This window comes from Fructilactobacillus sp. X8R2C1, assembly GCF_059900955.1.
This window is the reverse complement of record NZ_JBWXVI010000006.1, coordinates 1-17,160: the sequence shown is the minus strand read 5'-3', so window position 1 is coordinate 17,160 and position 17,160 is coordinate 1. Positions and strand designations below refer to the sequence as shown.

Annotated in this window: 13 protein-coding genes; all 13 read left to right on the top strand. The window is 39.4% G+C overall.

Annotation, left to right across the window (positions count from 1 at the left end; translation table 11 throughout):
- Positions 1-29: 29 nt before the first annotated feature.
- Positions 30-1,146 (top strand): peptide chain release factor 2 gene (prfB, locus tag AC6UD6_RS06565; RefSeq protein WP_500696122.1). Its coding sequence is split into 2 segments (ribosomal slippage): positions 30-101 and positions 103-1,146, totalling 1,116 coding nucleotides; the frame shifts between segments, so codons are not numbered across the junction.
- A gap of 18 nt (positions 1,147-1,164) precedes the next feature.
- Positions 1,165-2,322, top strand: coding sequence for a PDZ domain-containing protein (locus AC6UD6_RS06560; RefSeq protein ID WP_500694442.1), 1,158 nt, complete (start codon positions 1,165-1,167; stop codon positions 2,320-2,322).
- A gap of 116 nt (positions 2,323-2,438) precedes the next feature.
- Positions 2,439-3,455, top strand: coding sequence for an HPr(Ser) kinase/phosphatase (gene hprK, locus AC6UD6_RS06555; RefSeq protein ID WP_500694441.1), 1,017 nt, complete (start codon positions 2,439-2,441; stop codon positions 3,453-3,455).
- Positions 3,456-3,466: 11 nt separating this feature from the next.
- Positions 3,467-4,279 carry a prolipoprotein diacylglyceryl transferase gene (gene lgt / locus AC6UD6_RS06550; RefSeq protein ID WP_500696121.1) on the top strand — a complete coding sequence of 271 codons (813 nt, stop codon included), beginning with the start codon at positions 3,467-3,469 and terminating at the stop codon, positions 4,277-4,279.
- A 26-nt stretch (positions 4,280-4,305) separates the two neighbouring features.
- Positions 4,306-5,322: an NAD(P)H-dependent glycerol-3-phosphate dehydrogenase gene (locus AC6UD6_RS06545; RefSeq protein WP_500696120.1), complete on the top strand. Its 1,017-nt coding sequence runs from the start codon at positions 4,306-4,308 to the stop codon at positions 5,320-5,322.
- A 23-nt stretch (positions 5,323-5,345) separates the two neighbouring features.
- Positions 5,346-6,245, top strand: a complete 900-nt coding sequence (gene galU / locus AC6UD6_RS06540; protein WP_500694438.1) for a UTP--glucose-1-phosphate uridylyltransferase GalU — start codon at positions 5,346-5,348, stop codon at positions 6,243-6,245.
- Positions 6,246-6,363: 118 nt separating this feature from the next.
- Positions 6,364-6,873 (top strand): thiol peroxidase, encoded by a 510-nt coding sequence (locus tag AC6UD6_RS06535; RefSeq protein WP_500694437.1) that lies wholly within the window; start codon positions 6,364-6,366, stop codon positions 6,871-6,873.
- 16 nt (positions 6,874-6,889) lie between these two features.
- On the top strand, positions 6,890-7,822 hold the full coding sequence (gene trxB / locus AC6UD6_RS06530) for a thioredoxin-disulfide reductase (protein ID WP_500696119.1): 933 nt from the start codon (positions 6,890-6,892) through the stop codon (positions 7,820-7,822).
- A 151-nt stretch (positions 7,823-7,973) separates the two neighbouring features.
- Complete coding sequence (gene uvrB / locus AC6UD6_RS06525; RefSeq protein WP_500694435.1) at positions 7,974-9,989, top strand: excinuclease ABC subunit UvrB; 2,016 nt, start codon at positions 7,974-7,976, stop codon at positions 9,987-9,989.
- Between the two features lie 9 nt (positions 9,990-9,998).
- Positions 9,999-12,866: an excinuclease ABC subunit UvrA gene (gene uvrA, locus AC6UD6_RS06520; RefSeq protein WP_500696118.1), complete on the top strand. Its 2,868-nt coding sequence runs from the start codon at positions 9,999-10,001 to the stop codon at positions 12,864-12,866.
- A 44-nt stretch (positions 12,867-12,910) separates the two neighbouring features.
- On the top strand, positions 12,911-13,450 hold the full coding sequence (locus AC6UD6_RS06515; protein ID WP_500696117.1) for an HdeD family acid-resistance protein: 540 nt from the start codon (positions 12,911-12,913) through the stop codon (positions 13,448-13,450).
- A gap of 145 nt (positions 13,451-13,595) precedes the next feature.
- The gene (locus AC6UD6_RS06510) at positions 13,596-13,865 is read left to right on the top strand and encodes a CsbD family protein (protein ID WP_500696116.1); all 270 of its coding nucleotides are present in this window, start codon (positions 13,596-13,598) and stop codon (positions 13,863-13,865) included.
- Positions 13,866-14,638: 773 nt separating this feature from the next.
- On the top strand, positions 14,639-17,160 hold a 2,522-nt coding region (locus AC6UD6_RS06505), incomplete at its 3' end, for a mucin-binding protein (RefSeq protein ID WP_500696115.1).

Below are 17,160 nucleotides of genomic sequence, written 5' to 3'. Positions count from 1 at the left end.
CTCCGTTTTTTCATCTTCAGGAGTATGAAATGGAATTAAGTGAAGCACGTGGACAGGTCGAAAAGATTAAAAAAGCCGTAGCTGGCTTTAGGGGGTCACTTTGACCTGGATCAACTAAGTGAAAATATTTCGGTTAATGAGGCTAAAATGGCTGAACCGGGATTTTGGGATGACCAGAGAAAAGCCCAGAAATTAATTGATGAGAACAATCGATTAAAATTAAAATATGATAATTTTAATTCACTGGCTAAAAAGGTGGAAGATTTAAAGGTTAATCTCGAACTCCTTGAAGAAGTTAGTGATGATGATTTAAAGAAAGAGTTCGATGACGAATTAGCCAAGACCCAAAAGGAACTTAGTAGTTATCAGCTGAGTTTACTTTTGAATGGGAAATACGATGAAAATAATGCAATTGTTGAGATCCATCCTGGAGCTGGTGGAACTGAATCACAAGACTGGGGGTCCATGTTATTTCGGATGTATCAACGATGGGCCGAACAAAACGGCTTTTCGGTTTCAGTCGAAGACTATCAACCAGGTGACGTTGCTGGGATCAACAGTGTGACATTTTTAGTATCTGGAACCAACGCCTATGGTTACCTGAAATCAGAAAAAGGCGTTCACCGGTTAGTGCGGATCTCACCCTTCGATTCAGCAGGGCGGCGTCATACGTCGTTTGCCTCTGTTGATGTTATGCCAGAGCTTGATGAAACTGTGAACGTTGACATTAACCCAGAAGATCTCCGGATTGATGTTTTTCGGTCAAGTGGGGCTGGTGGTCAGCATATTAATAAAACCTCTTCAGCGGTTCGAATTACCCACTTACCAACTGGAATTGTCACCTCAAGTCAGGCCCAACGTTCACAATTACAGAATAGAGTTACAGCGATGAATATGTTAAAATCAAAGTTGTACGAACGTGAACAAGAGAAAAAAGAAGAAGAGAAAGCCAAGATTGAGGGTAAGCAGCTTGATATTGGTTGGGGTTCACAAATTCGTTCTTATGTTTTTCATCCCTATACAATGGTTAAGGATCATCGGACCAATTATGAGACTGGTAATGGTCAAGCAGTGATGGATGGTGATTTGAATCCATTCATTAACGCGTATTTGCAGTGGAATTTAAAACAGAAGAACCCAAAATAACGAAAAAGGAAGTTCATTATGTCAGTTGCGACTAATATTTTGTTTTTTGTCTTTATGCCAGCTTTTTGGTTTGCACTTATTCGCGTTTTCTTCGTTTACAATCGAAGAGTAAATCGAGAACGACGCTTATTTGAAAGTGCTGTTAACCCTAAATTTCACGAAGGATGGGTCTTTTTTAAATCATTAATTGTGCTGGGAATTGTTGGATCAATTTTAACTGCTTTGGTTGGGATTGAAGTGTCCTTAAATTGGATTTTATTATATGAATTATTGATCGCCATTAGTTTACTGATCCCAGGAATCTTAGTGCCGACATTGATTTTATTTGGATCAGTTTTTGTTGGGGTCTTCTTCAATGATTATTCAATCCCGATGATTAAGGGTGGCGACTTTATTGGTGCCGTGAATATGAACGCATCAAGATCGGCCAATTACTTAGCCTTAATCACAATCATGCTGGTTCTAATGTTTATCTTTTTGAAGATGAATGGTAGGACAATTAACTCTCCTCAGGTTTCAAAGAATCGGCGCGGAAACCGAGTGGCATCTTATGGATACAATGAGTTAGCTGTGATTCCGCTGGTACTGATGATTCCTGGTAAATTAATCGAAACGATCGTACCAATGTGGCCAGTTTTTAATATTTTTGGTGCACATGTAACCTTCTTGGTTGTTCCGTTTTTGATTGGTTTTCGCTTCAAGTTTGTTAACCATTTGCCAAATGAATTAATGCCACGGATTTCAAACGCGATTGGAGAACTCGCATTGTTAGCCATTTTACTAACGGCGGGTGCTTACTTTATGAGAAATAGTTACTACGTTATCATCGCGATTGCTTTATTGGCAGTGGTTTATGTAATCATCATGTATCACTTCCATCGCGTTGACCGAAAGACCGGAAATCAGATTAGTCAAGCGGTTAACGGAATCCGAATCATTGGGATTAAACCCCGCACTCCAGCCGATAAGATGGGACTTAAAACGGGTGACTTAATTGTTGAAGTTAACAACGTTCCGGTAAATTCGGAAAGTCAATTGTATTCTGCTTTACAAGATGATCCGACCTTTGTTCACATGAAGGTTAAAAATCGTAAGAATCAATTAGAGATTAAAGAAACGGCAATTTACGATGGTTCACCGCATGAGATTGGAATTGAAATGTTTCAAAATAATTAGTTAGAAGCACCCAGTTAATGGGCGCTTCTTTTATTTTGCATAAAATTAAGAACCGCCTAAATTAGGTCTGATTGTGTTAGAATTAAGTAAATTAATTTTATTTGGAGGTAGGTCCAATGGCTCAGAGTGTAACGGTAGCTGATTTAGTAAAGAACACTCATCTTAGTGTCTTTTGGGGTCGTGAATATTTAGACCGTCCCATTACCACTAGTGACATTTCACGTCCGGGATTGGAATTGACTGGATATTTTAACTACTACCCAGCCAAGCGAATTCAGATCTTTGGGATAACTGAAACCTCATTTGCAAAGGGAATGAGTGATGAAAAATTAAAAGAAGTAATGACCAAAATGTGTCAACCAGAAACGCCTGCATTTGTTATTTCTACTCAACTAGAACCACCTGAGCAGTTAGTGGCAGCCGCCAAAAAGGCTCACATTCCAATCTTAGGTTCAAAGTTAACCACCTCTAGAATTCTAAGTAATATGACGACGTATCTTGAAGCTAAGTTAGCCGAACGAAAGTCCATTCATGGTGTTTTGGTTGAAGTTTATGGACTTGGTGTTTTAATTACCGGTGATTCTGGAATTGGTAAGAGTGAAACGGCGCTAGAACTTGTTAAGCGTGGTCATCGTTTAATTGCTGATGATCGAGTTGAGGTTTATCAACAAGATGAGCAAACCTTGATTGGTCAAGCTCCCAAGATTCTTAATCACTTACTAGAAATTCGTGGGATTGGCATTATTGATGTAATGAACCTATTTGGTGCGGGTGCCGTTCGTTCCCAATCAAAAGTGGACTTAATCGTTCATTTGGACCAGTGGAACAAGGATACTAAGTATGATCGGCTTGGGACCGACCGTGAAACAACTCGAATCTTTGACGTTGATTTGAAGAAATTGACGATTCCGGTAAAACCCGGACGAAACTTAGCCATTATTATTGAAACCGCTGCGATGAATTTTAGGGCTCGTTCAATGGGATACGATGCGACTAAGGTCTTTGATAACAACTTAAATGAGTTGATCAAAGAAAATGCTTCTAAAAACAACCAGGAGCAAAAACACGAAGAACAAGCAGTTGAACAAAATAAGAAAGATATTAGCCAAGATGCTAATAAGGATCCTGAATAGGAGTGGAAGTTGTGTTTAGCATATTGGCATTAAATCCGGTTGCGATTCATCTCGGACCAATTGCGGTCCACTGGTATGGTATTTTTATCGCTGCCGCTGTCTTGATTGCCGTTTACCTTTCAATGAAAGAAGCTAAGCGACAACACTTAAATGAAGATGTTTTATATGATTTGATTTTGTGGGCGATTCCAATTGCGATTATTTCGGCTCGAATCTATTATGTGGTTTTTCAATGGAGCTATTATCGCCATCATTTAGATGAGATTATTCAAATTTGGGATGGTGGAATCGCCATTTATGGAGCTTTAATCGGGGCTGGATTATTTATTTGGTGGTTTTGTTTTAAACATCATTTGTCAGTCTGGCAGATTTTAGATATTGCCGCTCCAACCGTCATTATGGCTCAAGGAATTGGTCGTTGGGGTAATTTCATGAATCAGGAAGCATTTGGAGCGGTAACATCACTTCAATTTTTACAGCATTTACATTTACCTGACGTTATCATCAATCAAATGTTTATTAGCGGGGCGTACCGCCAACCAACGTTTTTATATGAGTCACTTTGGGATTTAGCAGGATTTGCTGTCTTGATGATTATGAGACATGCCCCGCAGTTCTTTAAGCGTGGGGAAGTCTTTTTAAGTTACGTGATGTGGTATTCGTTTGGACGTTTTTTCACCGAGGGCATGCGGACCGATAGTTTAATGTTATTCGGGGTAATCCGGGTATCACAGTTGCTTTCCATTGTATTATTCGTAGTAGCACTATTTGTTTTAATTTATCGTAGACGAAACGACCAGTTAGTCTGGTACTACGGTAGTTAAGTGATTTGTAGGAGATAATTTAAATAATGACAGAAAAAATTGCAGTACTCGGTGCAGGATCATGGGGCAGCATGCTCGCCGATATTTTAGTTGAAAATGGGCATGAAGTTAAAATTTGGTCGAAAAGCAAGGAACAGGTGGATAAGTTAAATAATCAGCACACTAATTCCCATTACATCAAGAACTTTACCTTTCCAAAAGAGATGAAAGCTTATGCTGACATGGAAGAGGCACTTAAAGGAGCCGATGATGTTTTATTCATTGTTCCATCACAGGCAACTCGTTCGGTTGCAAATCAAGCTAACAAAATTTTGGGCAAGTTAGAAATGAAACCATATATCATCCATGGAAGTAAGGGCATTGAAAAGGGTACCTATGATCGAATGTCTCAGGTATTGCAAGAAGAAATTGATCCTCAAAATCGTAAGTCGATTTCAGCCCTTTCAGGACCTAGTCAAGCTGAAGATGTTGCTAGACGTGATATTACCTTAGTTACAGTCGCCAGTGATGATATGCCATCTGCTGAGCATTTTCAAAAATTGTTTATGAATGATTATTTCAGAATTTATACTAATAACGACATTATTGGGGTTGAACTTGGTGGGGCTTTAAAAAATATTATTGCATTAGGAGCTGGAGCCTTGGTAGGTTTGGGCTACGGTGATAATGCAAAAGCAGCCCTCATGACCCGTGGTATTGCGGAAATATCACGTTTAGGTGTATCATTTGGTGCGGACCCATTAACTTTTAGCGGATTGTCTGGTGTAGGTGACGTGATTGTCACCGCAACTAGTTCTGATTCTCGCAATTGGCGGGCTGGTTATCAGCTCGGCAAGGGTAAGAAATTGGATGACGTTGTTAAAGACATGGGCATGGTAATCGAGGGAATCGACACCAATCAAGCTGCATTTGAATTATCAAAACAACGTGGGGTAGAAATGCCCATTACATCCGCAATTCATGCAGTAATTAATAATGAAGAAACCGTTTCTGACGCAATTTCTAATTTAATGTCTAGAGAGGGACGTTCAGAACAAGGTTAATTCTAAAAGGGGTATATAAGAAGATGAAAAAAGTAACTAAAGCTGTTATTCCTGCCGCTGGTTTAGGAACAAGATTTTTACCTGAAACGAAAGCACTTCCAAAGGAAATGTTACCAATTGTTGATATTCCAACCATTCAATACATTGTTGAAGAAGCTAAGGCTTCTGGAATCAAAGACATTGTCATTGTGATTGGTAAGGGCAAGCGTGCCATTGAAGATCATTTTGATTCAAACGTAATGCTTGAAGAAAACCTTGAAAAAAAGGGTAAAGAAAAGATGCTCAAGTCAATTCAGAAGACTAATGATATGAACATTTACTTTATTAGACAATCTTATCCACGTGGACTTGGCGACGCTGTTTTAACGGCCAAAAGTTTCATTGGAAATGATCCATTTGTGGTTATGCTTGGAGACGACTTGATGGAAGATACGACTCCGCTCACCAAACAATTGATGAATAGTTACGAAAAGACGGGAGCTTCAACCCTTGCCGTTATGAAAGTCCCTCATAAGGAGACTTCTAAATACGGAGTAATTGAACCAGTTAGCGAGGTTTCAAAGGGACTTTATAATGTGAGAAACTTCGTTGAAAAGCCAGACCCCAAGGATGCTCCTAGTGATCTAGCAATTATTGGACGTTACTTACTAACTCCACAGATCTTTGATGTTTTGGAACACACTAAACCTGGCAAGGGGAATGAAGTTCAGCTAACCGATGCCATCAATACCCTAAATCAAACTCAAAGAGTGTTTGCTCATGAGTTTAAGGGTGATCGTTACGATACCGGCAATAAGCTTAGCTGGCTTGAGACTAACATTACCTTTGGTTTAAAACACCCTGAAATTGAGCAAGAATTACGTGAATACATTAAGAACCTTGGTCAAAAGCTGACTAAGGAAGACGAACAACAGAAAAATTAGATTAAAATGCCGACTTTTGCCGGCATTTTTTATTTTGAAGTATAATGATTAAACATTTAATTCAGTTTATGATAATATAATTTTGTACAATTGATATTAGTCAAGGAGGTTTTTGGTTATGAAAATTAAATTAGGTGGACTACCAGTATCATGGTTAATGGGTGATGATCAACCAAAGGTTGGTGATTATCTACCAAAATTTACCGTAAAAAATGCTGAAGGGAAAGATGTTACGACTGATGATTTAAAGGGTCAGACAACTTTGATTAGTGTGGTTCCTAACTTAAAGACAAAGGTATGTAGTTTAGAAACTGCTCGTTTTAACCAGGAAGCATCAAAGTTTAAGGGAATTAAATTTGTTACCATTTCAAATAACCCAATTGAATACCAAAAAAATTGGTGTGCCGCTCACGGTGTTAACAACATGGAAATTCTTTCTGATTTTAATGGTTCATTTGGAAAAGCCATGCACTTATACATCCCGGCTTTTGGTCACTTAGCTCGGGTGGTTTACTTGGTAAATGCTGAAGGCAAAATTTTGTATTGCCAAGCAGTTCCAGAAATTACTCATCAACCAAACTACGAACCAGTTCTTGACGAGTTAAAGAAAGTAACAAACAATAAATAATGATTGAGGCGATATAATGGCAAAAAAGTATGATGTAATTGTAATCGGTGCTGGTCCAGCAGGAATGACGGCAGCATTGTATGCATCACGAGCCGAACTATCTGTATTAATGCTTGATCGTGGGATCTATGGTGGACAGATGAACAACACCGCCGAAATTGAGAATTATCCCGGATTTAAATCAGTCTTAGGACCAGATCTATCTAAAAAAATGTACGATGGGAGTACTCAATTTGGTGCTGAGTATGGCTACGGAACCGTTACTGGCATTGACATTGATGGCGATAAACGGATTGTTAAGACTGAAGACGGTGACTATGAGGCTCCTTCTGTAATTATTGGTGCTGGTTCTGAGTACAAGAAACTCGGAGTTCCCGGTGAACAAGACTACAGTGGAAAAGGTGTTTCTTACTGTGCGGTTTGTGATGGAGCCTTCTTTAAAGGCGAAGACGTTGTTGTCGTTGGTGGCGGTGACTCTGCGATTGAGGAAGCTACTTATCTATCCAATATCGTAAAGCACGTTACGGTCATTCACAGACGTGATCAACTTCGGGCCCAGAAGATTCTGCAGAAGCGGGCCTTTGATAAGGACAATATTGATTTTGTCTGGAACAGTAACGTTACTGATATTGAAGGTGACGGTCAAAAAGTAACCGGGGTTGCGGTTAAAAACAACCAGACTGGTGAAACCTCTAATATTAAAGCTTCTGGTGTCTTTATTTACGTTGGTATTTTACCAATGACAGCTGCCTTTAAAAACCTTGGAATCACTGATGAACAGGGTTGGATTGACACCGATGATGAAATGAAGACTAAGATACCTGGTGTATTTGCGGTCGGTGATGTGCGAAAGAAACACTTACGTCAAATTACGACTGCAGTCGGCGATGGCGGAACTGCTGGTCAAGGAGTCTTCAATTATGTTGAGGAACTCAAAACTAAAGATTAAACGAAAAAGAGCAGAGTCGATCTGCTCTTTTTGTATGGAAGCTTTGGTCTAATTGCTTTGCGAAAGTATGTTCGTATGCTAGAATTATTGTAAGTAACGGGAGAAAGTTAATGCTTTCTCCTTTTTTCCGAGTTTAAGAAGAGGTGCCAATATGATTAAAAAAACGAATAATAATTTTGACCTAGTTTCGAAATTTACTCCAACTGGTGATCAGCCTGAAGCCATTAAAGAACTAACCCAGGGAATTAAAAATGGAGATCGTGATCAGGTCCTTTTGGGTGCTACTGGAACTGGTAAAACCTACACCATGGCAAATGTCATTAAGAACATTAACAAGCCAACGCTGGTTTTATCTCACAATAAAACTTTAGCTGGGCAACTTTATAGTGAGCTCAAGCAGTTGTTTCCTAATAATGCGGTCGAGTATTTTGTGAGTTATTATGATTTTTATCAGCCTGAGGCCTATGTTCCTTCCAGTGATACCTATATTGAAAAGGATGCTTCGATTAATGACGAGATTGATCAACTCCGCCACGCAGCAACGAGTGCTCTACTAGAACGAAACGATGTTATCGTTGTGGCTTCAGTTTCCTCAATCTTTGGTTTAGGAAGTCCAAAAGAATATCAGGACCATACGGTTTCGTTGCACGTTGGACAACAACTAGAGCGCGATGTCTTTTTGCGTCAGTTGGTTAACATTCAATTCGATCGAAACGACATTGATTTTCAACGTGGTCGCTTTCGTGTACATGGTGATGTAGTAGAAGTCTTTCCGGCTTCTAGAAATGAACACGCCTATCGGATTGAATTTTTCGGTGACGAAATTGACCGCATTACTGAAGTGGATACGTTGACTGGTGAAGTGATTGGGGAACGGAAACAGATTACGATTTTTCCTGCCACCCACTTCTTGACTAACAAAGAAACGATGGACGTGGCTTTACCTGAAATCAAGGATGAAATGGTAAAACAGGTGGCTAACTTTGAGAAAAAGGGCAAATTACTTGAGGCCCAAAGATTGAAGCAACGGACCACCTATGACATCGAAATGATGCGTGAAATGGGATACACAACTGGGATTGAGAACTATTCTCGGTACATGGATCGCAGAAAGCCGGGTGAAGCACCTTATACGTTGTTGGACTTTTTCCCCAAAGACTACTTGATGTTTATTGATGAGTCGCATCGAACGGTTCCGCAAATCGGTGGAATGTTTAACGGTGATAAGGCTAGAAAGCAGCAATTAATTGATTATGGATTTAGACTTCCCAGCGCGCTTGATAATCGACCATTAAAGTTACCTGAGTTTGAAAAACGGGTTAATCAAGTGGTTTATATGTCAGCCACTCCGGGTCCATATGAAGAGGACAAGACTAATCACGTTGTCCAACAAATTATTCGTCCAACTGGACTACTTGATCCAACCGTTGAAGTTCGTCCCACGAAAGATCAAATGGATGATTTGGTTGGTGAAATCAATAAACGAGTTCAAAATAACGAGCGTACCTTCGTTACGACCTTAACCAAGAAGATGGCAGAAGATTTAACCGATTATCTAAAAGATTTGGGAATTAAAGTGAAATACTTGCACAGTGATATTAAAACCCTCGAAAGAACCCAAATTTTACGTGATTTACGTTTGGGTAAGTTTGATGTTTTAGTTGGAATTAACCTGTTGCGTGAAGGGATTGACGTTCCCGAAACATCATTGATTGCAATCTTGGATGCTGATAAGGAAGGCTTTTTGCGTGACAAACGTTCTCTTGTACAAACAATTGGAAGAGCAGCTCGTAATTCACACGGACATGTTATTATGTACGCGGACAACGTTACCGATTCGATGAAGTACGCGATGGATGAAACTGCCCGTCGTCGTTCCATTCAGATGAAGTATAATCAGGAACACAACATTACCCCTAAGACCATTATCAAACCAATTCCTAAGGCCATTTCTGCGTATAAACAGGGCGAGAAAAACAACGATGATAATACTAATGGAAGCTTTGTTGAATCCGATTTTGACCAAATGAGTGCTAAAGATCAAAAGGAAATGATTGATAATTTAGAGGACGAAATGAGAGCGGCAGCCAAAAAACTTGATTTTGAGCAAGCTGCTAACTTAAGGGATACCGTGATGCAACTTAAGGGTGAGAAAAAGAAAAAGTGAGGTGGTTAGATGGCAAATGACGTCATTAAAATTAAAGGCGCCCGTGAACATAATCTAAAAGACGTAAATGTTGATGTCCCCAAGAATAAAATGGTGGTAATGACCGGTTTATCGGGTTCTGGTAAGAGTTCTTTGGCCTTTGATACTCTGTATGCTGAAGGTCAACGTCGTTATGTCCAGAGTCTTTCCTCTTATGCTAGACAATTTTTGGGTCAAATGGATAAACCTGACGTTGATTCGATTGAGGGACTTAGTCCAGCCATTTCAATTGATCAGAAAACAACTTCAAAAAATCCTCGTTCAACCGTTGGAACTGTCACTGAGATTAATGATTATTTACGTTTATTGTGGGCAAGAGTTGGGACGCCAATTTGTCCAAATGATGGAACGGTCATTACTAGTCAATCCGTCGATCAAATGATTGACGAAATCATGGCCCTCCCTGAACGAACTAAATTGCAGATTATGTCACCAGTTGTCCGTGACAAAAAGGGGCAACACAAAAAAGTTTTTGAAAAGATTAAGCGGGAAGGCTTTGTAAGAGTCCGAGTAGATGGTGAAATCCATGATGCGACCGAAGATTTTGATTTAGATAAAAATAAGCGTCATAACATTGACGTGGTAGTTGACCGAATTGTCGTTAGAGACGGGATTAATTCACGATTGTCAGATTCACTTGAGACAGCTTTACGTCTAAGTGATGGATATGCCATTGCCGACTTTCTTGGTAAGCGAGAGCCGATGGTGTTTTCGGAACATTACTCTTGTCCGATTTGTGGTTTTACGGTTGGGAAACTTGAACCACGTCTTTTTTCATTTAATGCCCCATATGGAGCATGTCCTGAGTGTGATGGATTAGGAGTTAAGTTGGAAGTCGATAACGATTTAGTGGTCCCAGATCAAGATAAGACGCTTAATGAGGGAGCAATTGAACCATGGAATCCAATTAGCTCAAAATACTATCCAGCAATGTTAGAGCAGGCTTGTAAAGCTTTTAATATTGATATGGATACTCCATACCGTAAATTACCAAAGAAACAGCGTGATCTATTGATGAATGGTTCCAAGGGGAAAACGTTCCATTTTCACTACAAGAGTGATTTTGGTGGAGTTCGCGATGTTGACGCTCCCTTTGAAGGAGTCCTTAACAACGTTAAACGCCGTTATCATGAAACCAACAGTAATTTCACTCGAGAACAAATGGAAAAGTACATGACAGAATTAACTTGTCAGACTTGTCATGGGTACCGTCTAAACGAAAAGGCCTTGGCCGTTAAAATTGATGGTAAACACATCGGTGAGGTTTCTGATATGAATATTGCTGACGAACGCCAATTCTTTAGTCACCTTACTTTTGGTGAACAAGATACGGTTGTTGCTCATCCAATTATTAAGGAAATCTGTGACCGACTGGAATTTTTGGAAAACGTTGGATTGAATTATTTGACCCTTTCCAGATCGGCCCGAACGCTTTCTGGTGGTGAAGCACAGAGAATTCGACTTGCAACCCAGATTGGTTCAAATCTCTCAGGAATTTTGTATGTACTTGATGAACCATCCATTGGTCTTCATCAGCGTGATAATGATCGCTTAATTAAGTCCCTGAAAAAGATGCGTGATCTAGGAAATACGTTGGTTATCGTTGAACATGATTCAGATACGATGCGTTCGGCCGATTATTTAATCGATGTTGGTCCAGGAGCAGGAGAGAAGGGTGGTAAGATTGTTGCCACCGGGACTCCAGAACAAGTGGCTCAAAATCCGAAATCATTAACTGGTCAATATCTCTCTGGAAAGAAGTTTATTCCCGTTCCCTTAAAACGACGAAAGGGGAACGGCAAAAACGTCACCCTAAAGGGTGCTTTAGAAAATAATCTCAAAGACATTACCGTTAAATTTCCACTTGGTAAGTTTGACGTGGTGACGGGAGTTTCTGGTTCCGGAAAGTCTACGTTGGTTAATGATATCTTAAAACGAGCCTTGGCCCAGAAGCTGAATCATAATTCGGAAAAACCAGGCAAGTATAAATCAATCACTGGATGGAAGAACATTGAAAAACTAGTAAGTATTGATCAAAGTCCGATTGGCCGAACCCCTCGAAGTAATCCAGCTACATACACTGGAGTCTTTGATGATATTCGGGGCTTGTTTGCCCAAACTAACGAGGCCAAACTTCGCGGGTATAAAAAGGGACGGTTTAGTTTTAACATCAAGGGTGGTCGTTGTGAGACTTGTCATGGTGATGGAATCTTGAAGATTGAGATGAACTTTCTACCCGATGTTTACGTTCCGTGTGAAGTTTGTCATGGAAAACGGTATAATTCTGAAACGCTTGAAATTCAATACAAGGGAAAAAATATCGCTGAAGTTCTTGACATGACCGTGAATGAGTCGTTAGAGTTTTTCAAAGCCATCCCAAAGATTACGCGAAAGTTGCAGACCATTTCTGACGTGGGACTTGGTTACGTGAAATTAGGTCAACCAGCTAATACCTTGTCAGGTGGAGAAGCACAACGAATGAAGTTAGCTTCTGAACTCCATAAGCGTTCAACTGGAAATAACTTTTATATTCTTGACGAACCCACTACGGGACTTCATACTGATGACATCAAACGATTAATTGGGGTCCTTTCTAAACTTGTTGATAAGGGAAATACCGTTCTGATCATTGAACACAATTTAAACGTTATTAAAGAGGCTGACCACGTGATCGACCTCGGTCCAGAAGGTGGCGCTGCCGGCGGATATGTGGTTGGAACCGGAACCCCAGAACAGATTGTTAAACTGAAAAATAGTTATACCGGCGAGTATTTAAAACCAGTCTTAGAGCGTGATACTAAGCGAACCATTGAAGCTCAACAGCATCAGCAGAAGTAGATGTGGTAAAATATGGTTGAAACAAACTATTGGAGGTCATATTTATGATGTACGAAGATAAAAAATGGGGATTTGATTGGTTTGAATGTCTATTTGGCGTTGTCTTATTATTAGCCGCTGTTTTGATGTTCTTCCACCCAACTACAAGTGCTGCTGTTTTGGCGATCATATTCGCCGTCGTTGCATTAGTTGCCGGGGTAAAATCAATTTGGGTCTATCGAAAGTTAAGTCAAGAAATTGGCTATCGAAGTTTTACGATGTTAATTGGTGGTGCGATTGAAATCTTGTTAGCACTATTGTTCCTGTTTAACGTTCATGCTGGGACCTTTACCCTAGGGATCCTATTTGCAGTTTGGATTCTGGTTTACTCAATCTGTCAGTTGATTGTAGTTGATCACATTCGTAAGTTTAACGGTGGGGTCTTCTGGACGTCACTTGTTTTTGATCTTATTACACTATTTTTAGGAATTTTCTTACTGTTAGACCCAAGTCTAGCTGCTAAGGTTTTAGCTATAATTGTGGGAATTGTTTTGTTAGTGGCAGGAATTAACATGATTATGCTGGCATTTGCTCACAAACTATAAAATTAATTAAGACACCTTAAATTAATGAGGTGTCTTTTTTGGATTAATTCTTAATTAATATCTTAATGGGGGAAGTCTTTACTAGTTATTATTTTACAGGCATGATACTATTATATTGAATTATTAATCAATATGGAGGGTCATTATGAAGAATTTACTTTTAGGTTTTAGTTTGGGTGCAAACATCGTTTTAGGTTACTTAGTACTTGAAGATCGTTATGATTTAGACGATATTGCTGACCGCATCGATAACTTGAGTGACGTTGCCCAAGGTAAGGCACAGCAAATTAAGGGTGCTATCTCTGGTGACACCATGGATAAGATCAAAGGTGACCTACAAAGCAGTAAGGGGAACTTTATGAACAAAGCCCAAGATGCTAAAGATGACATCGACAGTGACCTTGATAACGAATAATTAGATAGGAAAAAAGCAATTTGCAATAATAAAGCGTCGTATAATATTTAGATTTTTTATATAAATCTATACTTCTAAGGATTCATACCGATTTAAATTGGTATGAATCCTTTTTTTTAGAAATTCGTTTATCATCAAACCCTTTGAAGAGAGTTATTCACTAGCGAGAGTTGTTCTAACTCTTTCGGATAACTAAGGCTTTTTACACATTAAGAGAATAATGAATGTGAATTTAATTATAATTAATATAATGTGATTTCTTTTATAATTTTATTCACAAGCAGCCACGTAATCCAGTAAAAACCAATGTTGGTAAACATCACAAGGAATGATTTTATGTTTTGCTAATGATTTATTAGCAAATTAATTTTCACGGTAATTCTCACATAGTGCGATTAAGCGGGGCTTGCGGAGCATCTTGTTGCTATACTTGGCGTTGAATTTGACTGTCATTTTCATTATGTACAATCACTAATTAACATTTAAAATTATTATTAGGAAAAAGTAAGAATTACGTTGCTATCATTGGACTTACGCAGCTAATGTTACAAAACCATTACGATTTTTCGTTTTATTTACACACAATGAGAAACAATTACCTCCATGCATTGGTTAATCGTGGAAAACACTGCTATGTATGCCTTTGTTTTACTCATATTGTATAAAATACGATTGTGTTCAATTTAATTTCAGATTGTGCAATAATTACTTAAGGCTAAGTAGGCCGGTAAGTATAGATTAATTTGAAATTAGAAGGGCAGGTTTTTATTTATATGTTTAATCGTGATAGCAAAACACATTATAAGATGTATAAAGCTGGTAAACGATGGCTGTTCAGTGCAATTACAGTCACGATGTTTTCAGCCGGGATTTCAGGCGGAATCCTTATGTCTAACCAACATAATGTGAAAGCGGACGTTACTAACAACGCTCAGATGAATTCACAAAATAGTGATTCGTCTGATAAGCAAGTAACAGTACCGCAAAATCAGACTACCAATGATCCGGCAACTGATCAGAACGTCACCAAGAGTGATGAGGCAGCAAATACACAAGCTAATTCATCACAAAACGATACAACTGATCAAAATGTTACCAAGAATGATGATGTTTCAGCTAAGCAGACCGACTCATCACAAAATAAGTCTTCTGATCAAAACATAGCCAAAAATAATGACACCACATCAGATAATCAGACTGACCAAAGTGGCACTAAAAATAATGATGCATCTGACCAAAAGAAAGATGCCGCACAAGATCAATCAGCTGACAAGCAGACTGACCAAGACGCCACCAAGAACGACGATGCTTCTAACCAGAAGAAAGATGCCACACAGGATCAATCAACTGATAAAAAAGCTGACTCTGATGCCACTAAACAAGACGCAACTAAGAATGATGACACGACTAATAAAGTAGCCAATGCATTAAAAGATCAATCAGCTGATCAAAATTCCGATCAGAAAGCAACTACAAGTGATAACGCAGTAAACAAGCAAGACGCTGCGGTAGATGCTAACCAAAAGGCTGATGATCAAGCAGCAGCCATGAAGCAAACGGCGGCAGCTTTAGCCACCGATGATGGTCAAGCTAAAGTTGCAACTACCAATTTTGCCGAAAGACAACCATTCAACGTTGACATGCAAGATCCAGATTATAAGACACTAGGAGTTCCTTGGGTCGATCCTGATGAAGAGCACTATACTTACGGATATGTAAGTGTTAATGCCCCAGAAGGCACAACCAAAGTTAAGTGGTTAGTTTGGTCAACTGATCGTAATGGTGATGGAACTGTTTATGTAAACGAAATTGATGCTGATGGTAATGTAATTGGAACTTATCTATTAAAGGATAATGGTACAACTTTGTCTTCCACTAACGTTGATGGATTGCATTACTACAAGTGGGATGATCATAATACTGGAGTTGGTTTCAATGCCGACCAACCAGATGGTTATTCACTTATTAAAGAGTGGTTCTATAACAATTCTAGTGATAGTGCTGTTCCACTTGGTCAGATGTCAATTATAACTCCAGAGGTTGTTGATCAAGTAGTTACATGGACTAACCGTGATACCGGGCAAGTAATGGTTACTAAAACTTACAAGGGAATTGCTGGTCAACATTATACGATAAGTGGATTACCACCAGAAATCCCAACCACTTATTATATTTCTACACAACCTACTAACGCGTCCGGCTCTGTTTCAAACTTTGGTGTTCCTGGTACTGTGTGGACTGAATATTATAGAGAGGGTTATCGTCTTGTTTATACTGAGACTGATGATCATGGTGGTATGAAAGTTCAACTCTTTGATAAAGATGGTAATTTAATTCAAGGTAGTGATGGTCAAGATACTTATTACATTGATGCAAATTATATGTATGATCCTGCTAACAAGCAGTATTCTTGGAGTATTGATGGATACGGTAGAATTATCCTTTTGTCAATTTATGTGCCACAATCACGGAAAATTGACTTTGGAGTTGCTCAACTGGGAAAATTAGTTCCAGTTGATTCCAATGGCAATCCAATTGACAACGGATCCCATGATGTTCCATACGAAACGCAACCAGACGATCCTACTAAAGCACAACAACCTCAATTACCCAATATTCCTGGCATGATTCCAATGGACCCCCATGATCCAAGTCAACCATTAAAACCAGGTCCAGATGGGACCTATCCATACCCAATTACGGATCCCGGTTCAGACACTAAGGTCCCTTATGGCCCCGCTACCAGTCAAGTGACTGATAATAGTGGTCAAGGTACCATTACCGTTCACTACAAGGACGCTAACGGCAACACTGTTTCACCAGATAAGCAAGTCAGCGTTCCGTTCACAAGAACCGGGACTAGAGATAATGAGACTGGTAACATTACTTGGGGCGACTGGGAACCAGCAGACAATGCTCATCCAGTGATTACATCACCAGATGTTCCTAATATGACTCCTGATCAGCCAACGGTTACTGGGAACGCCACTGAAGGTAAAGATGATGTTCATACCGTGATCTACAGTGACACCCTAACTACAGTAACTGATAATAGTGGTAAAGGAACCGTGACCGTTCACTATGTTGATGCTAATGGGAAGACCATGGCAAAGGATCAAGTTGTTACCGTTCCATTTACTAGAACGGGGACTAAGAACGAAAAGACTGGTTCAATTACTTGGGGTGACTGGAAGCCAGCCGATAACGCTAACCCAGTTATTAATTCTCCCAAAATTACTGGTTACACACCAAGTCAAGCTAGTGTAACGGGTGATGCTGCTGAAGGAAAAGACGA

Coding starts and splice junctions, on each gene's coding strand:
- hprK (WP_500694441.1), top strand. CDS start 2,439: ATGGCTCAGAGTGTAACGGTAGCTGATTTAGTAAAGAACACTCATCTT.
- AC6UD6_RS06510 (WP_500696116.1), top strand. CDS start 13,596: ATGAAGAATTTACTTTTAGGTTTTAGTTTGGGTGCAAACATCGTTTTA.
- AC6UD6_RS06535 (WP_500694437.1), top strand. CDS start 6,364: ATGAAAATTAAATTAGGTGGACTACCAGTATCATGGTTAATGGGTGAT.
- trxB (WP_500696119.1), top strand. CDS start 6,890: ATGGCAAAAAAGTATGATGTAATTGTAATCGGTGCTGGTCCAGCAGGA.
- galU (WP_500694438.1), top strand. CDS start 5,346: ATGAAAAAAGTAACTAAAGCTGTTATTCCTGCCGCTGGTTTAGGAACA.
- uvrA (WP_500696118.1), top strand. CDS start 9,999: ATGGCAAATGACGTCATTAAAATTAAAGGCGCCCGTGAACATAATCTA.
- AC6UD6_RS06515 (WP_500696117.1), top strand. CDS start 12,911: ATGATGTACGAAGATAAAAAATGGGGATTTGATTGGTTTGAATGTCTA.
- AC6UD6_RS06560 (WP_500694442.1), top strand. CDS start 1,165: ATGTCAGTTGCGACTAATATTTTGTTTTTTGTCTTTATGCCAGCTTTT.
- uvrB (WP_500694435.1), top strand. CDS start 7,974: ATGATTAAAAAAACGAATAATAATTTTGACCTAGTTTCGAAATTTACT.
- AC6UD6_RS06545 (WP_500696120.1), top strand. CDS start 4,306: ATGACAGAAAAAATTGCAGTACTCGGTGCAGGATCATGGGGCAGCATG.